The organism is Streptococcus oralis (genome assembly GCF_901543815.1).
GTDB lineage: Bacteria > Bacillota > Bacilli > Lactobacillales > Streptococcaceae > Streptococcus > Streptococcus oralis_CM.
The window spans coordinates 91007-115087 of the sequence record NZ_CABEIU010000002.1 but is presented as its reverse complement, the minus strand read 5'-3'; the positions used below and the strand labels follow the sequence as shown (position 1 = coordinate 115087).

The 24081-nt window shown below is 37.9% G+C and carries 30 protein-coding genes and 1 pseudogene; 9 read left to right on the top strand and 22 right to left on the bottom strand.

Features of this window, described 5'->3' with window-relative positions:
- Positions 1–100: 100 nt before the first annotated feature.
- The 3 genes from hisS to FQT28_RS00630 all read right to left on the bottom strand — a co-directional run bounded on the left by hisS (position 101) and on the right by FQT28_RS00630 (position 3745).
- Positions 101–1381 (bottom strand): histidine--tRNA ligase, encoded by a 1281-nt coding sequence (hisS, locus tag FQT28_RS00640; RefSeq protein WP_143989097.1) that lies wholly within the window; start codon positions 1379–1381, stop codon positions 101–103.
- 77 nt (positions 1382–1458) lie between these two features.
- Positions 1459–2706: an MFS transporter gene (locus FQT28_RS00635; protein WP_143989096.1), complete on the bottom strand. Its 1248-nt coding sequence runs from the start codon at positions 2704–2706 to the stop codon at positions 1459–1461.
- 187 nt (positions 2707–2893) lie between these two features.
- A complete protein-coding gene (locus tag FQT28_RS00630) occupies positions 2894–3745 on the bottom strand; it encodes a helix-turn-helix domain-containing protein (protein WP_143989095.1) in 852 nt (283 codons plus the stop codon).
- A 123-nt stretch (positions 3746–3868) separates the two neighbouring features.
- Between FQT28_RS00630 and FQT28_RS00620 the strand changes: the two genes are divergently transcribed.
- Positions 3869–4210: a metal-sulfur cluster assembly factor gene (locus tag FQT28_RS00620; RefSeq protein WP_001204052.1), complete on the top strand. Its 342-nt coding sequence runs from the start codon at positions 3869–3871 to the stop codon at positions 4208–4210.
- A gap of 173 nt (positions 4211–4383) precedes the next feature.
- Here the strand turns inward: FQT28_RS00620 and ilvD are convergent, their stop codons facing one another.
- Positions 4384–6087, bottom strand: a complete 1704-nt coding sequence (ilvD, locus tag FQT28_RS00615; protein WP_000137349.1) for a dihydroxy-acid dehydratase — start codon at positions 6085–6087, stop codon at positions 4384–4386.
- Positions 6088–6307: 220 nt separating this feature from the next.
- Here ilvD and rpmF point away from each other — a divergent pair, with 220 nt between their 5' ends.
- From rpmF to FQT28_RS00590, 5 genes and pseudogenes are all read left to right on the top strand, one after another.
- A complete protein-coding gene (rpmF, locus tag FQT28_RS00610) occupies positions 6308–6490 on the top strand; it encodes a 50S ribosomal protein L32 (RefSeq protein ID WP_000290417.1) in 183 nt (60 codons plus the stop codon).
- Positions 6491–6505: 15 nt separating this feature from the next.
- Positions 6506–6655 carry a 50S ribosomal protein L33 gene (gene rpmG, locus FQT28_RS00605; RefSeq protein WP_001265622.1) on the top strand — a complete coding sequence of 50 codons (150 nt, stop codon included), beginning with the start codon at positions 6506–6508 and terminating at the stop codon, positions 6653–6655.
- A gap of 255 nt (positions 6656–6910) precedes the next feature.
- On the top strand, positions 6911–7291 hold the full coding sequence (locus FQT28_RS00600; protein ID WP_125450500.1) for a DUF6680 family protein: 381 nt from the start codon (positions 6911–6913) through the stop codon (positions 7289–7291).
- 69 nt (positions 7292–7360) lie between these two features.
- Positions 7361–8476 (top strand): AbiH family protein, encoded by a 1116-nt coding sequence (locus FQT28_RS00595; RefSeq protein WP_185952338.1) that lies wholly within the window; start codon positions 7361–7363, stop codon positions 8474–8476.
- Positions 8477–8817: 341 nt separating this feature from the next.
- Positions 8818–8970 (top strand): annotated as a pseudogene (locus FQT28_RS00590) (HXXEE domain-containing protein); the annotation flags it as partial.
- A gap of 670 nt (positions 8971–9640) precedes the next feature.
- Here FQT28_RS00590 and FQT28_RS09895 read toward each other — a convergent pair.
- From FQT28_RS09895 to FQT28_RS00530, 15 genes are all read right to left on the bottom strand, one after another.
- The gene (locus FQT28_RS09895; protein ID WP_004245873.1) at positions 9641–9796 is read right to left on the bottom strand and encodes a hypothetical protein; all 156 of its coding nucleotides are present in this window, start codon (positions 9794–9796) and stop codon (positions 9641–9643) included.
- A 2-nt stretch (positions 9797–9798) separates the two neighbouring features.
- Positions 9799–9987, bottom strand: coding sequence for a hypothetical protein (locus FQT28_RS09890; protein ID WP_185952384.1), 189 nt, complete (start codon positions 9985–9987; stop codon positions 9799–9801).
- Between the two features lie 367 nt (positions 9988–10354).
- Positions 10355–10693, bottom strand: a complete 339-nt coding sequence (locus FQT28_RS00585) for an ArpU family phage packaging/lysis transcriptional regulator (RefSeq protein WP_125450503.1) — start codon at positions 10691–10693, stop codon at positions 10355–10357.
- A complete protein-coding gene (locus tag FQT28_RS00580; protein WP_125450504.1) occupies positions 10683–11102 on the bottom strand; it encodes a DUF1492 domain-containing protein in 420 nt (139 codons plus the stop codon). Before FQT28_RS00580 ends, FQT28_RS00585 begins: the two co-directional genes overlap by 11 nt.
- 707 nt (positions 11103–11809) lie before the next feature.
- Entirely contained in the window at positions 11810–12319 is a 510-nt protein-coding gene (locus FQT28_RS00575) for a hypothetical protein (RefSeq protein ID WP_125450557.1), read from the bottom strand.
- A 91-nt stretch (positions 12320–12410) separates the two neighbouring features.
- Positions 12411–12935 (bottom strand): hypothetical protein, encoded by a 525-nt coding sequence (locus FQT28_RS00570; protein ID WP_125450505.1) that lies wholly within the window; start codon positions 12933–12935, stop codon positions 12411–12413.
- 23 nt (positions 12936–12958) lie between these two features.
- The gene (locus FQT28_RS00565; protein ID WP_061408170.1) at positions 12959–13435 is read right to left on the bottom strand and encodes a hypothetical protein; all 477 of its coding nucleotides are present in this window, start codon (positions 13433–13435) and stop codon (positions 12959–12961) included.
- A gap of 433 nt (positions 13436–13868) precedes the next feature.
- On the bottom strand, positions 13869–15098 hold the full coding sequence (locus tag FQT28_RS00560) for an AAA family ATPase (RefSeq protein ID WP_143989093.1): 1230 nt from the start codon (positions 15096–15098) through the stop codon (positions 13869–13871).
- A 3-nt stretch (positions 15099–15101) separates the two neighbouring features.
- Entirely contained in the window at positions 15102–15257 is a 156-nt protein-coding gene (locus tag FQT28_RS09885) for a hypothetical protein (protein ID WP_013903991.1), read from the bottom strand.
- Positions 15250–15525: an XRE family transcriptional regulator gene (locus tag FQT28_RS00555; protein ID WP_125450507.1), complete on the bottom strand. Its 276-nt coding sequence runs from the start codon at positions 15523–15525 to the stop codon at positions 15250–15252. Before FQT28_RS00555 ends, FQT28_RS09885 begins: the two co-directional genes overlap by 8 nt.
- Positions 15518–15859, bottom strand: a complete 342-nt coding sequence (locus tag FQT28_RS00550; RefSeq protein WP_125450508.1) for a DNA-binding protein — start codon at positions 15857–15859, stop codon at positions 15518–15520. Before FQT28_RS00550 ends, FQT28_RS00555 begins: the two co-directional genes overlap by 8 nt.
- Entirely contained in the window at positions 15856–16071 is a 216-nt protein-coding gene (locus FQT28_RS00545; protein WP_125450509.1) for a hypothetical protein, read from the bottom strand. Before FQT28_RS00545 ends, FQT28_RS00550 begins: the two co-directional genes overlap by 4 nt.
- Positions 16068–16499 (bottom strand): hypothetical protein, encoded by a 432-nt coding sequence (locus FQT28_RS00540; RefSeq protein WP_125450510.1) that lies wholly within the window; start codon positions 16497–16499, stop codon positions 16068–16070. Before FQT28_RS00540 ends, FQT28_RS00545 begins: the two co-directional genes overlap by 4 nt.
- A 310-nt stretch (positions 16500–16809) precedes the next feature.
- Complete coding sequence (locus FQT28_RS00535; RefSeq protein WP_125450511.1) at positions 16810–17436, bottom strand: Rha family transcriptional regulator; 627 nt, start codon at positions 17434–17436, stop codon at positions 16810–16812.
- A gap of 14 nt (positions 17437–17450) precedes the next feature.
- A complete protein-coding gene (locus FQT28_RS00530) occupies positions 17451–17651 on the bottom strand; it encodes a helix-turn-helix transcriptional regulator (RefSeq protein ID WP_000040966.1) in 201 nt (66 codons plus the stop codon).
- Positions 17652–17859: 208 nt separating this feature from the next.
- On the opposite strand from FQT28_RS00530, the gene FQT28_RS00525 reads away from it, so the two are divergent.
- From FQT28_RS00525 to FQT28_RS00515, 3 genes are all read left to right on the top strand, one after another.
- Positions 17860–18411 (top strand): helix-turn-helix transcriptional regulator, encoded by a 552-nt coding sequence (locus FQT28_RS00525; RefSeq protein ID WP_101785561.1) that lies wholly within the window; start codon positions 17860–17862, stop codon positions 18409–18411.
- Between the two features lie 232 nt (positions 18412–18643).
- Positions 18644–20110, top strand: a complete 1467-nt coding sequence (locus FQT28_RS00520) for an ATP-binding protein (protein ID WP_045616686.1) — start codon at positions 18644–18646, stop codon at positions 20108–20110.
- Positions 20111–20240: 130 nt separating this feature from the next.
- Positions 20241–21407 (top strand): tyrosine-type recombinase/integrase, encoded by a 1167-nt coding sequence (locus tag FQT28_RS00515; protein ID WP_125450512.1) that lies wholly within the window; start codon positions 20241–20243, stop codon positions 21405–21407.
- An 88-nt stretch (positions 21408–21495) separates the two neighbouring features.
- Here the strand turns inward: FQT28_RS00515 and rpsD are convergent, their stop codons facing one another.
- The 3 genes from rpsD to FQT28_RS00500 all read right to left on the bottom strand — a co-directional run bounded on the left by rpsD (position 21496) and on the right by FQT28_RS00500 (position 24039).
- Positions 21496–22107: a 30S ribosomal protein S4 gene (gene rpsD / locus FQT28_RS00510; RefSeq protein WP_000092756.1), complete on the bottom strand. Its 612-nt coding sequence runs from the start codon at positions 22105–22107 to the stop codon at positions 21496–21498.
- Positions 22108–22309: 202 nt separating this feature from the next.
- Positions 22310–23344, bottom strand: coding sequence for a sensor histidine kinase (locus tag FQT28_RS00505; protein ID WP_143989092.1), 1035 nt, complete (start codon positions 23342–23344; stop codon positions 22310–22312).
- Positions 23341–24039 carry a response regulator transcription factor gene (locus FQT28_RS00500; RefSeq protein ID WP_000751223.1) on the bottom strand — a complete coding sequence of 233 codons (699 nt, stop codon included), beginning with the start codon at positions 24037–24039 and terminating at the stop codon, positions 23341–23343. The genes FQT28_RS00505 and FQT28_RS00500 overlap by 4 nt, the downstream gene beginning before the upstream one ends.
- Between the last annotated feature and the right edge of the window lie 42 nt (positions 24040–24081).

Here is a 24081-nt window from a genome sequence, read left to right as displayed (position 1 = left end):
GTGGTAATGGTTTTATAAAGATATTTTGGAGCAAGCAAGAGCAATGTTGATCCTAGGAAAAAGAGGGTCAGGAATAAGGTCCTGACCAGTTTTTCTACTATTAAAAGCCTAATTTTTCAAAGATTTCTGAGAAATTTTGATTGATAGCATCAAGTGACACTTGCACTTCTTCTCGAGTTTGGTTGTTCTTAACCGTCACTTGTCCGCTTTCGACTTCACTCTCGCCTAGAGTAATAAGAATCTTAGCCGCAAAGACATCGGCGGACTTGAACTGAGCTTTGAGTTTACGGTTAAGGTAATCACGCTCTGCTTTGAATCCTTGTTGGCGAAGGGCTTGTACCAATTCCAAGGCCTTAACATTTGCTCCTTCACCCAAGACTGCGATATAAACATCCAGGGCGTTTTCGATAGGGAGAGCCACACCTTGCTTTTCAAGGATAAGAAGCAGACGCTCTACACCAAGTCCAAAACCAAATCCAGCAGTTTCAGGACCACCAAAGTAAGCAACCAAGCCATCGTAGCGACCACCCGCACAGACGGTCAATTCATTGCCCTCGATCTCAGTGATAAACTCGAAAATGGTGTGGTTGTAGTAGTCCAGACCACGCACCATATTGGTATCGATGATATAGTCTACACCCAGATTTTCCAACATCTGACGGACGGCATCAAAATGAGCTTGGCTTTCTTCATCAAGGAAATCCAAGATAGACGGTGCATTTTCTACTGCCACCTTGTCTTCTTTTTCCTTAGAGTCCAAGACACGGAGAGGATTTTCCTCCAAACGACGTTGGCTATCCTTCGACAAGGTCTCCTTGAGCGGTGTCAAATAGTCGATCAAAGCCTGACGATAAGCCGCACGGCTCTCAGGATTTCCGAGAGCGTTGAGGTGTAATTTGACACCTTGGATGCCGATTTCTTTCAAGAAATGAGCTGCCATAGCGATGGTTTCCACATCGGTAGCTGGATTACCAGAGCCAAAGCACTCGACACCAATCTGGTGGAACTGACGTAAACGACCTGCTTGTGGACGCTCATAACGGAACATAGGGCCCATGTAATAGAACTTACTTGGCTTTTGCACTTCTGGAGCGAAGAGTTTATTTTCCACATAAGAGCGGACAACGGGCGCAGTTCCTTCTGGACGAAGAGTGATATGGCGGTCACCCTTGTCATAAAAATCGTACATTTCCTTAGTTACGATATCGGTCGTATCTCCGACAGAGCGACTGATGACCTCGTAATGCTCAAAAATAGGCGTGCGCACCTCTGCATAGTTATAGCGCTTGAAAATTTCACGGGCAAAGCCCTCAACGTACTGCCACTTGGCAGACTCAGCAGGTAAAATATCCTGTGTTCCTTTTGGTTTTTGTAATTTCATAGGGAATCCTCTTTAAACTTAATAGTCTTATTTTACCATAAATAAAGGGATTAAAACAGTATGAATAAAATTAGGATTCAAATATCATTTTTGAGATTAATAACTGTCAAAAGAATAGCTAGCAAGGAAAGACCAACAAATAGCATCCAAGTCAACTGTATATTCCATACAGCTATAAGTGAAAAACAAGCTGTTCCCACAGGTATGGATAAGGTAAACAATAAACCTAAAAAATTACTGGTACGAGCTAGAACATCTGGAGCTAGATTTTTCATGAGCATAGCACTAATCTTTGGTTGAACTTTACCAGACACATACAGAGTTGAAAAGAGAAATAGTAAACCAAGTACGACTTGATTGAATACATTAGCTAGACCAATTAGACTGAGTCCTACGGTCGCCCACATCATCAATCTAGGCAAAGACTGCTTCCCAAAATAATCATTGCCCGTAAGGCTACTGATGATGATTGCTACTAAAACACAGAATTGATTGATAAATAGTGCCTCTGTGTAAGAAAAATTCAAGAGAGAATGGCTCAAAAAGAAGATGTTATAGATGCTTCCTAAAGCCCCACCCAAGGCATTAATAAGCAAGACAGCAAAGATCATGAAACCAAAGTTTTTCTGTCCACCTTTAAGAAAAACGAGACGTAAATTTCGGTAAATTGTTAGGAACTGGTCTTTGATAGAAAGCTTCTCATTTTTTAGTTTTTCACCATCAGCAGATGACATTGACAGACTCAATTTGCTTTTTCCTAAAAAGAGAATAAAGGCTGATACTAGGAAAAAGCAGGCATTGATTCCCGCAACAAGGGAAAAATTGTTGACCGATAGACCTAAGAGCCAAACTCCAAAAGCTTGACCACCAATAGCTGAAATATAGGTGATAAACTGGGAAAAAGAATAAGCTTCCATCAGATCCTCTTCAGCTACTTTTTCCTTAACAAGAGGCATTCGCAAACCACCAGCAAAATCACTGATCACATCACTGATGACATTGATCAAACACAGGCTAGAAAAGGCAAAGAGACTAGCTTGCTGAACAACTAGGGCTGCCAGAAAAAATAAAACCGCCTGAAACAAACCGCTATAGACCATCCATTTGACCTTGTCCCTTGTGTAATCTGCCCGAATCCCTACAAAAACTGTAAAGAGAGTCGGAAGAATCATGACAATATTCGCCATAGCAACAGCAAAAGAGGCTTGTGGCAAGGTCGATGCATAAACGATAAATACCAGGTTAAAAATCGAAGCACCAAAGGCATTGAAGAAGCGCGACAAAGTCAAGAGTCGATAAGCTTGATTTCTAAACAATAGTTTCATAGGTAATCTCCCTTCTTGTTATAATCCCTATATGAAGTATGACTATAGTATAGCACTTAGAAATTTAAGAGGGAGAATTTTTAATATATGCAACAAATAAAAAACGATAGAACTTCTTTAATAACCTGAAAAAGGGTCAGAGTTCTATCGCTTAAAATTTCAAATTATTTTCTTAGTTTGCAGATATTCAACAATCGGGTGTATTTCTATAGTATTCGGCAGATTTGTTACAGCCAAGCATCTCAAAAATACGGACAGCATCTTCCATCTTTTTTTGTCCTTCCTTAACTCTGCCTTGCTTGCTATCAAGGAGACCTTCCGCCCACAAATAGACTATTCGGAAATAGGTCTCGTTTTCCTTGTAGAAATGCTCTTTGATGACACGTTTAAAATAAGAGGCATTGGTAAATTCTTCACACTCAATGCTGGCTAAAAAACCATTCAATAGCATGGTGTGAAATAGGTTCCGATTTCCCTTCATTTCCATTAGAAAATCAGATTTTCGGACCATTTCTCGTACATATCTAGTAAAAAGAGGAACAGATAGGAGTGGGGAACTAACTGAGAACAAATTGAGTTCATAGCTTCCCCAAATCTCGGTAGAAAACAGGTAATCATGAAGGACTTTCCCTTCCTCTGTTGTTAACTCTACCGTTTCATCCATGCTCTTCATATAAGACTTGATCATAATGGCATTTAGAATATGTTTCTGTTTGTTTTGAGAATTGGCAGACTTTTGATACTCCTTGCGATACAAGTCCTCGAGAGGCGCTATGTTCTTTGGATCCAAGATATCTGTGATTTCTTTTCTCAACTCAGAATCTGTATCATACTGAAAACCTCTCGCCAGAAAGAGGATTTCCTCTACACTCGCAGATATATTTTCTAGGGCAAACAGAAACTTTCCCACCGAAAGTTCACTCTGACCTGTTTCAAATCGGGACAACATGGACGGCGAAAATTGTCCCCCAGTTGCTTGTCTCAGCGAGATATTTTTTGACTCTCGTAATTGTCTAAAGACTTTTCCAATCTGCTCCATAGACTTCCCCTTGATTCCGTATTTTCTTCATTTTATCATATTTTTCAGAAAATTCATCAAAAACTTGCTAAATTGTCAGAATTATGAGAAAATAGAGGATATTTATCACGTGGAGGGACTGTTATGAGAGACGATATCAAAATCAATGACCGCGCTTTGGCCTTACAAGACCAAATTATCGAAAAACTAGAGAAGGTTTTTGATACAGATGTGGAATTGGATGTTTATAATCTAGGACTGATTTATGAAATTAATCTGGATGAAACAGGTCTCTGCAAGATTGTCATGACTTTCACCGACACTGCCTGCGATTGCGCCGAAAGCCTGCCTATCGAAATCGTCGCAGGTCTCAAACAAATCGAGGGTATCGAAGATGTCAAGGTTGAAGTTACCTGGTCGCCTGCTTGGAAGATCACACGAATCAGTCGCTACGGCCGTATCGCCCTTGGACTGCCACCTCGTTAATACTCTTCAAAAATCTCTTCAAACCACGTCAGCTTTATCTCCAACCTCAAAGCTGTGCTTTGAGCAACCTGCGCCTAGCTTTCTAGTTTGCTCTTTGATTTTTATTGAGTATAAGCAGGCAAATCACTTTTGAAGATGAAAAGAAGCAAGCCGAAATGGCTTGCTTTTTGAGTTTATTTTTTACCTGACTTGTCCATATTCCAGAAGTCTGTCACGGCTCCGCGAGAAGCGGATGATACGATGTGGGCATATTTACCGAGAACACCACGGCTGTAAAGTGGTGGCAAGGTTGTTTCTGCCTTGCGTTTTTCAAGTTCTTCTTCAGATACGGCCATGGAAATTTCTTTGGTATCTTGGTCAACCGTAACGATGTCACCTGTACGGAGGTAGGCAATCGGTCCACCATCCTGAGCTTCAGGAGCGATATGTCCGACAACCAGACCATAAGTACCACCAGAGAAGCGTCCATCTGTCAAGAGGGCAACCTTATCTCCTTGACCTTTACCAACGATCATAGAAGAAAGTGAGAGCATCTCAGGCATACCAGGACCACCCTTCGGTCCAACGAAACGAACAACGACAACATCGCCATCAACGATTTCATCTGTCAAGACAGCCTGGATAGCGTCTTCTTCTGAGTCAAAGACCTTAGCTGGTCCAACGTGACGACGCACTTTAACACCTGATACCTTGGCAACCGCTCCATCAGGGGCAAGGTTCCCGTTCAAGATGATAAGCGGACCGTCTGCACGTTTTGGATTTTCAAGTGGCATAATGACTTTTTGGCCTGGTGTAAGGTCTGCAAAGTCAGCCAAGTTTTCAGCGACTGTCTTACCAGTACATGTGATACGGTCGCCATGAAGGAAACCATTTGCCAAAAGGTATTTCATAACCGCTGGCACACCACCGACTTCGTAGAGGTCTTGGAAGACATACTGACCAGATGGTTTCAAGTCAGCCAAGTGAGGCACACGTTCTTGGATTGTATTGAAGTCCTCAAGTGACAAGTCAACATTAGCCGCATGGGCAATGGCAAGCAAGTGAAGAGTGGCATTTGTAGAACCACCGAGAGCCATCGTTACAGTGATGGCATCTTCAAAGGCTTCACGAGTCAAGATATCTGATGGTTTGAGACCAAGTTCCAGCATCTTAACAACAGCACGTCCTGCTGCTTCGATATCTTCTTTCTTGTCGGCTGATTCAGCTGGGTGAGATGAAGATCCTGGCAAACTCATACCGAGAACTTCGATAGCAGTCGCCATGGTGTTAGCTGTATACATACCACCACAGCCACCAGGGCCCGGGCAGGCATTACATTCAAGACGTTTCACGTCCTCAGCTGTCATGTCACCGTGGTTCCATTTTCCGATTCCCTCAAAAACAGAAACCAAGTCAATGTCTTTTCCATCAAGATTTCCCGGTGCAATGGTTCCACCATAGGCGAAAATAGCTGGAATATTCATGTTAGCAATGGCAATCATAGAACCAGGCATGTTCTTGTCACAACCACCGATGGCAACGAAGGCATCGACGTTGTGACCACCCATCGCCGCCTCGATGGAGTCTGCGATGATGTCACGAGATGTTAGGGAGAAGCGCATACCAGGCGTTCCCATGGCAATCCCGTCCGCTACGGTAATGGTACCAAACTGAACAGGCCAAGCACCTGCCGATTTGACACCTTCTTTCGCCAATTTCCCAAAATCATGCAAGTGAATGTTACATGGTGTATTTTCCGCCCAAGTCGAAATTACCCCCACAATCGGTGTTTCAAAGTCCTTATCTGTCATACCAGTCGCACGAAGCATAGCACGGTTTGGTGATTTAACCATGCTGTCATAAATGCTACTGCGGTGACGTTTATCTAATTCAGTCATCTTATCCCTCCCGTTTCAGTTTTTACTATTATAGCACATTTTAAAGGCAATGAACAGAAGAAAATTCTTGAATTTTCAGAAAATTCCGACCAACAACTTCTAATTTTTTCATCTTTTTTTGTCAAGTAACTTTACTTTACAAAAAAATTGTGTTATCCTAGTATGGTTGATGAAAATCACTAGATTGAATCGAATTTAAATACCTAAAGGAGAAATCAAAATGGCAGTACCTGCACGTCGCACTTCAAAAGCGAAGAAAAACAAACGTCGTACACACTACAAAGTAACAGCTCCATCTGTAAACTTTGACGAAACTACTGGAGATTACTCACGTTCTCACCGTGTATCACTTAAAGGATACTACAAAGGACGTAAGATCGCTAAAGCTGCATCAGCTGAATAATAGAAGGGAGATACCATGCGCGTAAATATTACACTTGAACACAAAGAATCTGGTGAACGCTTGTACCTTACTTCTAAAAACAAACGTAACACTCCAGACCGTCTTCAATTGAAGAAATACTCACCAAAACTTCGCAAACACGTTGTGTTTACAGAGGTGAAATAAGCATTCAATACGAATCAATACAGAAGAAAAACGCTAATTCAAGCGTTTTTTCTTTTTGTTAATTTCAGTACATTGCAACACAAATCATTAGAATCACTACTTTTTTCACTACCTTTTTCTTAATTCCTGCCTTAGTCAAAAGATATTTCATCATAAATCTAAAGCAAACTAAAGTCAGATTATAATTCTTGTTCCATATTTCAAAATAGATGATATAATAATACTGTAATCTAGGAAAAGAGAGACGGATTTAAAATGGATATTTTTAATACTGTTATTACTTCAGTTATCACATCAGGTATCATTGGTGTCTTTATATCAGAGTATTACCAAAGAAAAACTTTGGTCAAGAAAATGAAGAGGGATTTCGTTATTGAACTCTTTGGCAACAGGTTCATGTTAAAAGAAAATTACTATGGCGAAGCAACTGAATTAAATAGAACGTTAGGAAAAATTCCAATCATATTTTCGGATAATAATCAAGTTATTGAGTATTACGATTGCTTCCTTTCTGTTACAAATGATCAGAATTTTTTAAGACTAATTAAAGCTATGTGTAAAGATAAAAATGTGAAGATTGATATTTCAAATTGGGATGATACAATGATTACGAGAACACTTTCGGTAGAAAGATAGTAATAAGCTTTTGAAAAAACAAAAGCAAAATATTTAATTAAATAAAGAACAGGAAAATACCAAATGAGCATGAACTCTATGAAACTTTCTCCGACTAAACAATTATTAATCATCGGAAATGGATTTGACAAACATTTAGGCTTGAAATCCTTGTATGTCGAATATTACCTTTCTTTAACAGAGAATGAACGGAAAAATAACATTTTCACGTATTTAGCATCAAATAAAAACTATAATTGGGCTGACGTTGAATCCTTATTACTAAAATGCCTAATAATTATTAAAAAACTAGACGCTCAGACCGTAAAAAATTATATTTCAGCTTATAAAAGTGATTCTAAAGAACAGATCTTATCTTTATTAGTTTCATCCAACAAATCACAAAAAGTTATGACGATTTTAGAAGAAAAAGAACTAATAAAAAGAGTATTAAAATTCTTCTTTTTATCATCACTTATATTTCCAGATTCCCTTTTAGAATTCTGTAAAGAACCTAATCATATTTTTCAAAAAAAACTAATGGACCTGATGATGGATCAAGTTAAAAATTTTGAATCAGGTTTTAAGGACTACCTCACAAATGAAATTAAAAACTTCCCCGAAGTAACTTATAATATTAAATCTAAAAAATTTATAGATAATTTAATAAAATCTGGAGTTTATAATACTAATGAATATTGTAACTTCATCCTGTCATTCAATTACACTCATCTCCCTAATAGTACTGACTTCTTTAACTCCAGAGGAGGTAATAATGTTCATGGAACATTATTAGATAATATAATTTTAGGGATAGATCATCATGACTATCAAGAATTTATGGAGTTCACTAAAACATTCCGTATTATGACGGAACTCCCACAAGAACCTTTAAAAATTTATGATAATTCTATAGATATCATTAAATTTTACGGACATTCATTAGGTGAAGCCGATTACTCTTATTTCGTTTCAATATTCGATGCCTTTAATATATATAATTCTGATATAGTACTAAAGTTTTATTATGACGACTTCGATTGTCGCTCCCATAAAAAAGAACAAGTTGAAAGAGTTTATAAACTTATCAATCACTATGGAGAAACTTTTGATAATAAAGATCATGGGCAAAATCTACTTCATAAGCTAGTGCTAGAAAAAAGAATTTATGTATTGAAGATGGAAGATGATGTTTGTTATAGTTAGAGTACCACTTAAAGTTATATAAAATGCACCTATTAGAACATTTGTGATCAAAGAATTTCTTCATTTGCTGAATGTATTCATAAAGATATTGCATTTGTTTTAAAATAATTTGAATTAAAGGAAAAGATAATGAGAGTTAAAAACATTAGTTGCAATTTTTTTAATAAAGATTTGAGTATAGAATTTAATGATAGTTCAAATGACGAAAGTAACACCTATTTCTAAATATATTAAACAACCCGTGATTCGAGAGAATCACGGGTCTGACTATTGATATTACAGAGAGGGCTTAATCAAAGACTTGCTTTCGTAGTCAAGATACTATAATTTTGTTCACTTAATATTTGATTACAAACATCTCGCATTTGTGGCAGGTTTCGACTAGCGAATTTTTCCTATTTTCACTGGTCGGTTCAGGCATCGTCGTCATCAATCTCCTCTTTGCTCTCTGGCTTGGGAAAAAATATTCCGTCTGGCTTGCCCATAATCATTAACAAAAGTTCCTTGCAATTTCATTTTGCAGGAAATTTTTTTATCCTCCTTCACAGTTAAGAAGTGTTCTATAGTTTTTTAAGACAAAGCAAAAAGCCCACTGTTGTAGGCTTTCTGTAAGATATATCTTAAAATTAAAGCATTTTGTTGTATTGCCGAAAGTTGATAATGCTAGACTTCTTTAGATAGCTCTAACCTTTGATACATAAGGGATTGGAGGTGAATTCTATCTATTTCTGTTGTCTTAGATTTTCTTTCTATCTAAGCAAAAAACTAAGCAAAAAAGAGCTTTTTCAGCTCTATCAATCGACGAGTTCAGCAGGCAAGAACTAGCACGGTCAAACGTGCTTTTTTGTTTTCTGATGAAATATGTACATACTTTTCCATACTTTTATTTCTGATTGCTGATAGGTAAATTATACCATGAAGCGCGTGCTTTATGATGTCATACCTGTAACTCTTTGCCTTCATCTTCAAACATAATTGTAGGAACTTCTAGCACCTCACAAAAGCCCTCAGATTTGCTTCTAATGGCTTGGCTATACAGAAGGATAGGCGGGACCGCCGAATGTCGCCCGCATTTCTCGACCCACTAGCTAAGTGGCGCGTTGGAGGCGGATACTTTTCAACCTCTATCCTCTATGTTTTGATTATATCACATTTTTCTCAATTTTAAAGATTATCAATAGTATCCTTGATACTCTGCCATAGTTCTTCGTTACTTAATCCTGCGTATTTCTTTTCTATTTCCTCAATAGGAAGAATAGTAATCTCATCAGGTTGAGAAAGCCAAAACTTCTCTTCTTCCTTGGTTAAAGTATAAGGCATAACTAATCAATCCTCTCCAGTTTTAGACTCTTGACAAATTCATTCCATTCGGCATCTAACTCCTCAACGGTTTTGTTTTTATTTCGTTCACTGGCTTTTTTTAACAATTCATCCAGATTGTCGTCTTCGGCTTCTGGCCAATCATAATCATACTTCTCAATCATGTCAATCATGTCAATCAATCTTTCCAAATTCAAATTCAAACAGATTAGAAAACATTTCAAGAGTTTTCTCTTGTGCTACAACCCCAGTATAATCCTTTTTCGCAAACTTTTCAATATTATCTTTATACATTGGTAAATAGATTTTTTCTTAGATTACTATTAACCTCTAAACTAAAACAAAAAGCGCAAACCCGAATCCCGCAAAAGAAAAAGGTAAACGCTAAGAGGTCGGGTCGAAAGCCCCTCACACCTCTATTTTATCAAATAGAAAGAGGAAAAGCAATTTCTCATAGAAGCCCCCATATTCGTTTCTAAGGGCTAGTAGTTTATACATGTTGTTTTAGTTATCCAGTCCCAATCAAAGCAAAATAGAGGACAAATATGAAGCTTAGGGCTACTCATATACTAACAAAACACCACCTCTATAGCTTTTAGCAAAGTCTAGTAGAATCTCAGCTTTGAGACGTTCATACTCAGCCCTATCAACTTCTAGTGCCTCGTATAATTGCCATAGCTTCAATCTCTCTCCAGTTCGCCTTGTAAATAGATTGGCAAATATCTCACGCCTTACATCGTCCAGATTGTCCCTGTAAACCTGAATCATGCCTACTATCTCCACCGCTTTGGCTTCAAACGCTCCATCTTGGTCGTCTAAACTCAATTTTACCAGCGATGGATAGCTTTTTAGAAATCTGTATACCTGTTTGACTGTCTCTTTTTTATCAATCTGCATTTACTATACCTGCCAAGTGGTCTAAAGCTTGCTTTCTAATTCTATATACGTTAACCTTGCTTATCTTCATCTCCCTACAAATCTGAGTCAAAGGGAGGTTATTCACATATAACATTGTCAATACTAACCATTCCTCAATTTCATCTAACTGGTCTATTAAATCCATGACTTCTATACGCTCATTCACAATAGCGTTGAGTTGCTCTATTACCTCGTCTTTTAGTTGCAAGGTTTCAAGTAGCTTATTTTCAGTAGTATTTGTTTTGCTAGTTGTTACTCTTGTGTCAGTTTGGTTAGATCCAGCTAATAGTCCATGGTTTAAGCTGTCTAGCTTTAATTGCAATTTTTTTATGATCATATCTGACTTTTTGCAATTCTTCAGCTTTTTCTCAATCTGTTCAACGTTCACGCTGTTACTCCTTTTTGGTATAATAATAGTGTTGAAATTATAGCTGAGGTGGAGAGCCTTGGCTTTTTTACGTTTTCTCGGAGTTCTATTATATCTCCCTTAACGTTCTTTGTCTTTAAAAGTATCTATATCTTAGAGAATCTTAGTGTTTTATCTTTAGAATAAAGTCCTGTACCTTGCTATTTTTAAATGCAAAACCTTGTAAAAACCTAACCAAAACCTAAGCAAAACCTAAGCATTCCTCTGATTCGCTAAACATAACTTCAGGTAAGCCACAAACTTAAATTAAGTACTGACAAGCGTTATAATCTACCCAAAGAGCTCCATCGGCTATCTCGTTCCATATTGCACCTTTCTACGGTGTTCGTTTGGTAAATTGCACACTACTACAAATTATCTAAAGCCTCTTAAACTAATTAGTTAATGGGTAGCTTTATAGATCAAAAAATCAAGCTAACTTCCTGATAGCACTACATTCCCTAATACCTTTAAACATTTCAAAAAGGGAATTTTTCGTACAGAAGGGGGCAGCGTTCTTTTCCTCTAGCAAAATATACCCCCGTCTAAAAATAAAGGGGGTATCTCTGCCTCCTATCTCGTCTTCATACCTGCTTAGTATCTTGTAATTGATTAAAGCTAAACAATATTTATATCATTTTTTCTAACCATGATCTTTATTTAGATTTGTTTGGAAATGTTCCAAAATACTACTTCAGATTACCCAATCCATTAAGCCAAAAACTATCTCCTTTCTTGGTGTAGTTCACAAACTTTTGATAATGCTTGTAATATCGTTTCCGTTTCATGTATTTTGGTCTTTCAGGAAAACTGTCAAACATATATCCGCCACGTCTAGGACTCCAACCTGGTTCCACCTTTCTAGCTTCCCTCAGCGCAAGCTCCCAATAGTATTGGCAATCTGTCTTACTTCGGTTCAGTGTTTGCTTGTGTATTTTCTGGCATGATCCACAACCATATAGCAAAAGTTTCTTATAGAGTTTTCTGCATCGATTACCACAAATAGGACAGAGAAAGAAGTAGCGATTACCTCCCTTGGTTCCTGGTATACTTGCTAAATCAAAATTATCACATTCAAAGGTGATATACAGGTTATCTAGGTCTATTTCCAGTTTTCTACCGTCCAACTCAGCTATACCATGACTGATATTCTTGTTTTTCATTGGCTTTATAAATGTCTCTATGGTTATTGATTTTATAACTTCCATTCGTTCAAAAATACTCATATATATGGAAAAACCCAAATCTATTGCCTAAATGCTAAAAGGGGATTGCTCCCCTCTATGTGTTTTATTGACCAGAATAACCTGCAAGGCCTTTATATTCGTCTTCTACGTCCAACTTTTGGAGTAGGCTAATACTTTCATCGCCCAGCATTTCCAACGTACCAAAAGCGGTCATAGAGTCCATAGGGATAGGCTTATCAGAAAGCAAGCGATCAGCATAGTCTAATAGCTCCAGCTCGTAGTCTGTGACCTTATTCAGCAAACTCTCAAAGTCCTCTGACTCTTTGAGTTGAAGCACGCGCTCCTGTTTATAACGTTCTTCAAATGCTTCAAGCTCCTCTGGTTGATTGTAATAGTCTTTGAAACTGTCACAAATGCGCTTGAAGGTCTTGTTTAGCTTGTTATCCTCCACATACTCAGCCACTAGCGTTCCTTTATCCTTGTAGGTCAATGAGATTACAGGCTGGCAATATGTTCCAGTCATATATCCCAGTAGCGCGTGACCTGCTACCATAGCAGTATCTAGGTCTTGAAATTCGTAAGTGAAAGTAAATGTTTTTGCTTTGTCTGAAAATGTTTTTAGTGTCATGTTTTTTCTCCTTTTTCTATTTTTCAATAATCAATACCAACAAATTTTTTACGGTTATCGAGAATAATATACCCCTGTTGTATAGCTAAAATTACAAAATATTTTAGTAGTTTGTCTTCATGCTTCAAGGTTTGGACAAGCTCACTGTTTTTAAAAGTTTCCCATTCAGAAATATAAGAAGCAGAACCTCCATTTTGTGGTGGAAGAAGATCCAATTCACTTTCTTCCATCTTCTCATATATACTCTTTGTGATGTACCTTAAACGTGGGGTTTTAGAAAGCAACTCCCTGGACTGCTTTCCATAATTCCTACCTTGCCACTTACAAATAGCTTTATCAAATACTAAATACTTTCTTACTCTATCAAAAATATATCTCATCGGTTCGTTCTCACCAGCCCACTTAATAACCTCTCCAATATTTTCCATGTAGGGCATTGACTTGAAGGCTAAAAAATTTTTGTCTTGGATAACTCGTTTATTTAATCTCTTCTTTACCACTAGTTCACTACTCCATTTTTTACAATATATATCCGCGCAACGTGGAAGTGTTAAAGGACAGGGTTACAGGGGGCGTAGCTCAATCGCCCCTGTTCCTGTTCCTTACTTCCACATTTCACGAAAATTGGACAAACTAGAATTGACGCTAGGCTATTCTAGTCATGTCCCTCCTTTTACATCTGTAAAATTTACAATCCTTTACAAGTCTTTACAACTCCTAAAAAATCCAATAATACCAACGCTTTTTGAGTTATGCTTTATATTTTACAAGTGTAAAAAAATAATTGTTTTACATCTTTTACAATGAGTTGTAAAGAGGTGTAAATTTTACGTTTGTAAAGGTGTAAAATCATGTAAAATTTTTACACTTTTTTACAACTTTTTACAACTTTTACATTTGTAAAGTTTACAACTCTTTACATATTTAAAGTTGTTAATAAGCAGGATTTTCTTGTATCATTCCATCGATGACCACTATGTTATTATCGGATTCATCAATCAATTTGTCTAAGGTAGGTCTGCTGATTTTGGCAAAACGAGAAAGCTCTGACTTATTGGGTAGTCTATTATTCGCCTGTTCAAAGTTTGCTATCATAGATTTTAATTTGTTTGTCGCTTTTTCTTTTGTTTCTTCATTAGCCCATGCTTTTTCTTTCTGTTCTTTTGAAAGTGGTAACCCTGGTTCGTGATAGGCTAATATTTTCTCCTTATCATTTATCAACTGTGGATAGTAGAAAAGAAAATTTTTCTCCCCGTCGTAATAAGCTTCCGAGGTAACTGCTTCAAGTCTCCAATAAGTTCGCGTTTTTAACGGCAAATCTATGTTATCAAAATGTGTTAGAATTTCCTGCGTTTGTTCAGTAGGTAAATGTTCTAGCGCTACCTCAATATGATTTCGTAGATCCTCGCTTGTTGCTCTCTTGTTTTTAAAACTGATATAATCATTTGTTACGTTTAGCTGAAAATATCTTTTATTGTGCGTAGTCATTACATTCTTGGCCAAATCCCAGACGGCTTCTAGCCTCTCTAGGCGTAACAATTCTGGATCTAATTCCATCTTGAAAAATTCCAACAAGCTATCGCAATGAGCTAGAGACTCTGACCACTGCGCAAAGTCTGAACTTTCCGTAGTCCCTTTCGGTCTATCTCTATGACTTTGTGTATAGATCAGGCCGCCGCCTACGTGTTGGTTAATCTGTTGTAAATAATCCCCTAAGGAGCCCCCAAACTGTAGTAATTTCAAATTATCAATACTATCAATAATAACCACTTGAAAAGCGTTGTTTGGTACTTTATCTTTTACAACTTTGGCTAACTCTTCTAAAGCCGTTGACTTTGGAAGAGTTAAGATAGAAATATTGTCAAGATCTTTTTGCTCAACTTCTAAAAGTTGGGCAATCTGCATGAACTTACTAAAACAGTCGTTTTCTTTATGATTCGTATTGATATACAAGACGTTGAAAGCTCTTTTACTCTTCCACTCTAGCCAATTACTCCCCTGGGCTAAAGATAGAGCTAGGGAGATAACTACGCTAGTCTTTAAGGATCTTCTTGGCGCCGATATACCCAATACTTGCCCGCGTCTCAACAATCCTGTCAAAATGCTAGCAGATGGCCCTATTGTCTCAGCAGGAACTTGTCCTAGTTTTTTAATTTCTGTCATTGGTTATCCTTTCTGGTTTTTCAATCGTTTCTTTTTCATTTTCTTTAATTGTTGTAACTCTTTGCGTTGCTCAAGCGTTAATTGTCTATTTTTCCAAGTGTAGCCGTTGGTAGTCCGGACAGATTTTCTCTGTCCGGGGAATCTTTCAAAGCTAGCCATTCTCCACCCCCAGAAACTTCAACAAGTCAGAAACTCTATAATAGATTTTCCTAGTGTCTTCTAGTGGTGGCTGGTATCGTCTTAGCCCTGCTTCCTCCCACTTTTGGAGTGTCTTATACTTTATATCTAACTCAGCCATTGCCTCCTGAGCTGAGATTAAACCTGTCAAACGCGGTTTAAGTATATCACGCGCCTCCAGGTATTTTTCTACAAGGTTTAAAACACCATGGGCTAACTCGTTTTCGCTTTCTTTGCTTAAACTAAACATAGTCTTCCGCCCCTTTCAGTAGTAGCTTGTAGCTCTCTAAATCGGCATTCAAAAGGACAGTTAGTCGCTTCTGCTCCTCTTGTACTTGATTATAGAATGCCTTTGCTCCGTCCAGTAGCTCCTCTTTGTTAGCTGGGATAAAGTAGCCTCTAAAAGCTCCATGCCGAACCCCAACGATAGGAACACCGTAGCGCGTGATTAGACGGCTGATAATGTCCTGTACAGTTCTTTCTGCTAGTTTAGTGATTAGGCTGATTTCTGCCCCTGTTATGGAGTTCTCAGCCCCGACCTTGATTAGTCTTAATACTCGCTTGTCATTCATTGTTAGACTCATTCAATTCCTCCCCATACGTCTACCCCTGCAAGCTGGATATATCGCCCATATTCAGGGGTTAAATCCTTGCTAGGTGTTTCTATCTCCCGTGTGCTTTCTCGCTCAATTTGGGCGCTTTTTTGGCGATCTCGGTGGTTTAGATAAAGTAGTAAGCCAATCAGTACCACGGAAAAGATAACCGCCTGTGTATTGGTTAAATCTAGCTCGTTCATTTCAACAGCCCTCTTTCTTTCAAATCCTTTATAATCAAGCTACGTAAATACGTCCAGGTTGAAGCAGTTGTGTGATTGATCCCATTACTTAAATTGTTTTCTTTTATTGCTTGATCTAAGAAACTGAATAGCAACCAGTCAGGAGCTTCACCATGCCTTTCTGTGCATTCGTCGTCATATTTTTTTAATTCTCCAAGCAAATTCTCAACATTCCTATTAAAGAAATCCTCATGACTTGCCTCTTGCTTTTTATATGCTTCAGATAATTTGTAAAACTGAATCCATAACTGACTAATTGCTGATCTACAATCTTCAGCAATTTCTGTTGCTCCATGGTGTTCCTTGGATAAATGCCACTCTGATAAAATATCTAGCTTTTCCTCTACAAGTCCCAGCTCTTTTTCAAAATCTTCAAAGTATGTATCCATGTTTTTTACCTCTGTTTCTATGTTTGTGTAATTGCCCTGCTGGGCTTGTCCTGCTTTGACAGCTTTTTAATGTCTTTCCTGCTCACATTCCTCACGCTCAGAGTCGCCAATATTTGAAAGCGTGAGAAAGTACCAGTTTTAAGAGTTGGCGCTCTCCGTATGGTCAAAATGTCCTAAATATGCTATAATCTAGGTATAAATCTTTACTAAAACCCTTTTAATAATAGCTTGCCTGCTTTTTGTTAAATTCGTTTTAGTGTTAGTGTGAAAGGCTTTGCTGATTGGTCTCGGTAAGCCTTTTTTGTTGCGATCACGCGCATTTAGTGCGTGGTTTTTTATTTCTGAATACCATGGACTTAATTTCTTGATAACTCATATTTAAGCCAATCATGGCTATTACCATGTCCTCAAACGCTTGGTACTGTTCCAGCTCGTCACTGGTCAAGCTATCAATGCCATTGTAGCCCCCACGTTCTTCCCTTAACTGTTTAGCGTTCCTGTCGGTTACTGCTTTTAGTAGCAAGTTGTTCATGGTGCTATGCGCGTGCTTTGGTGCTTGTTCCCAGTTCTCAATGCTGTCATGCAGTGTTTTTCTTTTTGGCTTTTCTAGCGCCCTCTGCATACGAAACTTAGAAAGTTCCTCACGCATTTCAAAGAATGCTTTGACTAGGTTCTTCTTAAACTCTTTTACGAGTTCTGTATTTCGTAAGTAAGTGATCAGCAATGTTGCTTGTTGTTCATTTAAAATATAGTCCCGTACATTTTGCCCACTCCCTGAAGGTGAAATTTTAAATTGCACCTTTCCGAAGCTTTCAAAGTCCTCTCGGTGCTTATTCAGCAAAATTTTTAAATGTCTGTGCTTAACTTCTGCACATTCTGCCACAATACTACTTAATGTGTACGGCTCTTTCTTACCGTCCATGTAGACTAGTTCCATTAGTTTGCTCCTTTCTAGCTATAAAATAGTTCATCTATGGTTATATCTGATTTGATTTCTGCAACCATTGACTTAATCGCTAGGCGTTCTTTGTCATTGAATGGTGTTTTACCTAATTCTTTGTTGTTGTATGACTGCAAAGAAATTTTTAGCTTGTCCGCCATCTGTTGTTGAGTTAGTCCTAACATAACCCGATAGCCTCGTAGTTTGCTCATAGGTTTCCCCCTTTCTAAAAAAGCAACCTCCCCATAGATTGAAAGCGAAAAGGTAACATGGGGAATTTTTGATATAGTTTTCTATACCTTTACTGTTATTATATATAGTTTTTTATTATCTGTCAACAATATTTTTAAAAAATATATAGTTTTCTTTGATTTTTTAAAAACTCTTGTGTATAATCAACTATGAAAGGTAACAAAAATTATGAATAGATTGAAAGAATTGCGAAAAGAAAAAGGTCTAACTCAAGAAGAGTTATCTAATGAAATAGGTACTACTAAACTAACTATTTCAAATTGGGAAAATGAAAAGCACTCTATTGGATCCGAAAAGGCTAAACTGCTAGCCGACTTATTCAATGTATCCGTTGGATACTTGTTAGGGCACAGTGAGTATAGAGACAGCCAAGAAGCAAGCTATCAACTTTACCAAAAGGATCCCGATGATCCAAATAACCATGTAAAGGCTAGGGTTTATTCTATTCTTGGCGATGATTTAATGAAGGTGCTGGAAGAGCGATATATAACTGGTCATGATGAACCTGATTATTCTAATCTTACTTCATTCTTATCTGCAGTAAATCAGCTTTCATATACCGATGAAGAAGAGTTATTACTAAATTATGGAATACTCCCTAAGGAAGATAAAAAGATAATAAAGAATCTGGTTTCTGATATGGCTGAAAAAGTAAAAATGGCCACTAAGATTAAGGAGGAACAAAAGAAAGAAAAAGAACCATGGAGGAAAGGATTCTAAACCCACGCGCCACAATATCCAACAATCCTGAAGCGCGTGACTTCTCTTACTTCGCTCTTTGTTCGTTGTAACATTTAACCAGTTGCCCCCTAAAAAATTCTACTAATTTTGTCGACATCAACAAAACTGTATAGTTCAACTTTTGGGCGCGTGGAATTTACTTGGAAAATAAAAAAACGTTGATTTAACAGTGTTTTTAACTCATTTAGAAATCACTTGGAAAATAAAAATTATGGAAAATAAAGATTCAGAAAAATTATTAAAATTATTGACTAAAAACGAAGATGAAATTATTGAATATAAAGTAAATAATAATGATCATGAACGTATAGGTAAATATATATCAGCTTTGGCCAATTCATCAGCAATTTTAAATCGACAATTTTCGTACCTAATTTGGGGAATTGACGATGATTCAAAAGAGATCGTCGGTACAAAATTCTACCCAAAAACTGAAAAACATGGTGGAGAACCATTTATTACTTGGTTAGAACGAATGCTTGACCCTCGTATTACAATTCGGTTTGAAGAATATGATATTAATCAAAATCATGTTGTCGTTCTAGTTATCCATATGAAAGCTGGTAGACCTATTGCTTTTAATGGTAGTCGGTACATTAGAAGCGGCTCTTCATTGAAAAACTTAAAGGACTATCCCGAAAAAGAGAGAGAGTTATGGAAATCCTTTGAAGCACGATCATTCGAAAGAGAATTTGCAAAAACCGCATGTACCTTTGATAAAATCAAAGAATTACTTGATATTAATTCTTATTTGAAGATGCTAGGCTATTTTGTTGGCTCAACTGACGAAGAAATAATTACTTATATGATAAACGATGGAATTATAGAATCTTCTGGAAAAACTTTTAATCTAACCAATATGGGGGCATTTACTTTCGCAAAGAATATTAATAACTTTGAAAACCTATCATCTCATGCTTTACGAGTAATTAGGTATGATGGAAATAATAAACTTAGTGCAGTGGCCGATAACACAGCAAGTAAAGGAGCTGCCGTTGGTTTTGATGGTTTGCTAAAATTTATCAAAAGTCATTTACCTAGAAATCCAGAGACATTAAAAGAAAATGGGCAAATTACCTCTGATACAGATTATCCTCCTCTTGTAATACGTGAAATTGTCGCAAATCAAATTGTACATCAGGATTTTTCTGTAAAAGGTAGCTCCCCAACAATTGAAATATTCGATAATAGAATTGTATTCACAAATCCAGGATCTCCTCTTAATCGTCCAGAAAGATTACTTGACATGCCTCCTTATTCTCGAAATGAAGATTTAGCTAATCTGTTTCGAAAGATGCATTTAGTAGAATCTCGCGGAAGTGGTATAGACAAGATTATATTGACGCTAGAATTAAATCATCTACCCGCTCCTGATATATCTGCTAAAGATAATTATACTGTTGTTACTTTACACCAACGACGAAGTATCCAGGAAATGGGTAATAGAGAAAAAATAAATGCTATTTATTATCATTCTGCTATACTATACATCGAAGATGATTATATGACAAATAGCACACTTAGAAAAAGATTCGGATTAACAAATAAACAATCATCCGTTGCTTCCAAACTCATTTCTCTTGCATTAGAAAATAATAAAATAAAAATTTATGATGAAAATGCTGGTAAAAAGAATATGCAATATATTCCATACTGGGGCATTGGTTACAATGAATAATCTGAGCCAAACTCCCGAAAACAAATTAAAATAGGCGCAAACTATGAAGCCCTGGCATGATATAAACCATAATCTAAAACCTTTTTAATAATAGCTTGCCTGCTGATGTATTTTAGAAAGGTTTATCATCATGAAAATAACGCAACATAGTAAAAAAGACGGGTCAATAGTCTACCGCTCTAGTGTCTATCTAGGCATTGATCAGGTAACAGGCAAACAAGTCACAACGAAAGTCACGGGGCGCACTAAAAAAGAGGTCAAGCAAAAAGCCCAAGACGCAATTATAGACTTTAAGGTAAACGGATCGACCAGGTTTCAAGCTTCTACTATATCCACCTACGAGGAGCTAGCTAGCCTATGGTGGGATAATCACAAACATACTGTGAAGCCAAATAGTCAAGACGCTACTAGAAAGCTCTTAAAAGCCCACGTTTTACCTCTATTTGGCTCATACAAGCTCGATAAGCTGACAACTCCACTTATTCAATCCATCGTCAACCAACTGGCAGAAAAGACTAATAAAGGAGAGACTGGGGCGTATCTGCATTATGATAAAATCCACGCGCTTAACAAGCGTATTCTTCAATATGGTGTCATTATGCAAGCTATCCCATTCAATCCAGCCCGTGAGGTCTTGTTACCTCGAAACAATCAAAAAGCAAACCGCCACAAGATCAAACATTTTGACAATCAGGAGCTTAAAAAGTTTCTTGGCTATCTCGATAGTTTAGACAGTAACAAGTACCGCCATTTTTACGAGATTACACTTTACAAGTTTCTACTGGCCACTGGTTGCCGTATCAATGAAGCTTTAGCCCTATCCTGGTCAGATATTGACCTAGAAAATGCCATTGTCCACGTCACAAAGACTCTAAACTATAAGCAAGAAATCAATAGCCCAAAATCAAAGTCTAGCTATCGGGATATAGATATAGACCGCCAAACAGTCGCTATGCTCAAGCAATATAAACGTAGGCAAATACAAGAGGCTTGGCAACTTGGACGTACTGAAACGGTGGTCTTTTCTGACTTCATACATGAGTACCCCAATAATCGAACCTTACAAACCAGATTAAGAACCCACTTCAAACATGCTGACGTTCCTAACATTGGCTTTCACGGTTTCCGTCATACCCACGCTAGTTTACTGCTTAACTCTGGCATACCTTACAAGGAGCTTCAGCACCGCCTAGGTCATTCACAAATCAGTATGACCATGGATATATATAGCCACCTCTCAAAAGAGAACGCCAAAAAAGCCGTCTCATTCTTTGAAACGGCTATGAAATCAATCTAGCAAATATCTAAGCAAACCCAGAAATCAACGTTTTAAGACAAAGCAAAAAGCCCACTGTTGTAGGCTTTCTGTAAGATATTTCTTAAAATTAAAGCATTTTGTTGTAGAATTCAACGACAAGCGCTTCGTTGATTTCTGGGTTGATTTCGTCGCGTTCTGGCAAGCGAGTCAATGAACCTTCCAATTTTTCAGCGTCGAATGATACGAATGCTGGACGTCCGAGAGTTGCTTCTACTGCTTCAAGGATTGCTGGAACTTTCAATGATTTTTCACGAACTGAAATCACTTGACCTGGAGTTACGCGGTATGATGGGATATCAACACGTTTTCCGTCAACAAGGATGTGACCGTGGTTTACGAATTGACGAGCTTGACGACGAGTAGTCGCAAGACCAAGACGGTAAACAACGTTATCCAAACGACGTTCCAAAAGAAGCATGAAGTTGAAACCTAGGATTCCGCCTTTGATTTTTGTAGCTTGTACGAACAAGTTACGGAATTGTTTTTCACCTACACCGTAAGTGAAACGAAGTTTTTGTTTTTCAGCCAATTGCAAACCGTATTCTGACAATTTAGAACGGTTGTTTGGTCCGTGTTGTCCTGGTACGTAGTTACGACGTGCCAATTCTTTACCTGTACCTGTAAGTGAAAGGCCAAGGCGACGAGCTTGTTTCCAAGATGGTCCTGTATAACGTGACATATGTATGTCCTCCTGATATAAATAATATTTCGGTGGAAATAGTCACTTAGAAAGCCCTGATTCGTGCAGATGCCCTTCGCCTAAACAGCCAAGGTTACTTGTCATAAGACACCTGTTGACGAGCTTCATGCTTTCCTGCTGCTATTTCACACAAAGGCTATTATACCATGAAAAGCTAGATTTGTAAAGGAATTTTACAGCTTTATTTCAATTTGAGACTGAATGTAAACTTGCTCCCTAAGCCATATTGACTTTCTGCTGTGATTTCGCCACCAAGCTGATGGGCTAGTTCGCGTGCAATCGCAAGTCCTAATCCATGTCCACCCGTCTTCATATTGCGCGAAGTTTCCACACGATAAAGTCGTTTAAAAATCTTTTCCAAATCCTCAGGAAGGATCCCCTGCCCCTCGTCTTTTACACTGATTGTCAATTCTTGTTCTGTTAATTGGGCAAGAACCTCGATTCTGGTTCCTGGTTCTGAATATTTAAAGGCATTGTTTAACAAATTAACTAAAATGCGAGAGAGTTTGTCAGAATGGCTCTTGATTTTCGCCGACTCAGGTGACACTTGAATGTAAACATCCCGCTCCTCTTGTTCAATCTGGAGTTGAAATTCACTCATTGACTCAATCAACAGCTGATCTAAAAAGACCTCTTCGACTTCTTCATCAGCAGTATCTTGAGGTTGTGTGTTAAGAGTCAAAACATCCAACTCCTCCACTAGCTTGTTTAGACGCTCAGTTTGCCGACCAATCGTGGCTAAGTAGTGGAGCCGCTCCTCTTCCTTAATCACTCCATCTAGAATTCCCTCAACAGTAACCTGAATGGAGGTAATGGGAGTTTTAATATCGTGAGAGAGCTGCGCAATCATCATTCTCTTTTCTTGCTCGCTCTCATCAAGTGATTGAAAGGTAGCCTGCAAATTGTGGGACATGTCATTAAAAGCCTGGCCCAGCTCTTGAAATTCTAATGGGCCTTTGGTTTCAATTTCTGTGCTGAAATCCTTGCTGGCTATATCCTGAGCTTGTTTTTTCAAATGTTTCAGAGAAGAGAACACAGGCGACAAAAGAAAGATGCTCACTGCAGCGCCAATGAAACTAGCAATCAAGGTCATTCCAACGAGAAAGTAAACTTCACTTTTCTCAATCAACATTCGTTGGACTGCCCAGAAAACGACCAAAATCGTTAGTAGAGTCGACACTAGATACCCCACTAAAATATAGTTTTTTAATTTCATTTTCTACCTCTTGGTCTTTCCATCTTATAGCCCAAACCCCAGACAGTTTTGATAGCAGGAGCATTTGAATTTGTATACTTGGTCAACTCTTGCCTCAAAGCATGGATATGAACATTGAGTGTATTGGTATCATCCACATAGTCCTCTTGCCATACCTTCTCGTAAAGTTCCGTCTTTGAAAAGACTCTCTCAGGATTGCTGGCCAATATCCATAGAAGTTCAAAGGATTTTACTGTCAATTCCAAAGGTTGCTCCCCAATGCGAACCTCATGAGTCACATGGTTGATTACCAAGTCACCAAACTCGATCTGTTCTGTCTCTCCTCCACGGCTAAGGCGACGCAAGATATTATTCACTCTTAAAACCAATTCGCGTGGGCTAAAGGGTTTGACTATAAAATCATCTGCCCCCAAACTTAAGCCATAAATCTTATCCTGTTCGCTTGTCTTAGCAGTTGTAAAGAGGAAGGGTTGATCCGGAGCAATATACTGAACTTCACTGATAAAATCATAACCATCCATATTGGGCATCATGATATCTGTGATAATGAGGTCGATAGATTTTTTTCTGAAAAGCTCTAAGCCCTCCTTACCATCATGGGCGACCAAAACATCGTAACCTGCCTGTATAAGATAGCGGTTTTGAATATCTAGAATATCTATCTCATCATCAACCAGCAAAATTGTCTTTTTCATCTGACACTCCTTCGATAAAAACAGTGTTATACTTGCTTTAGT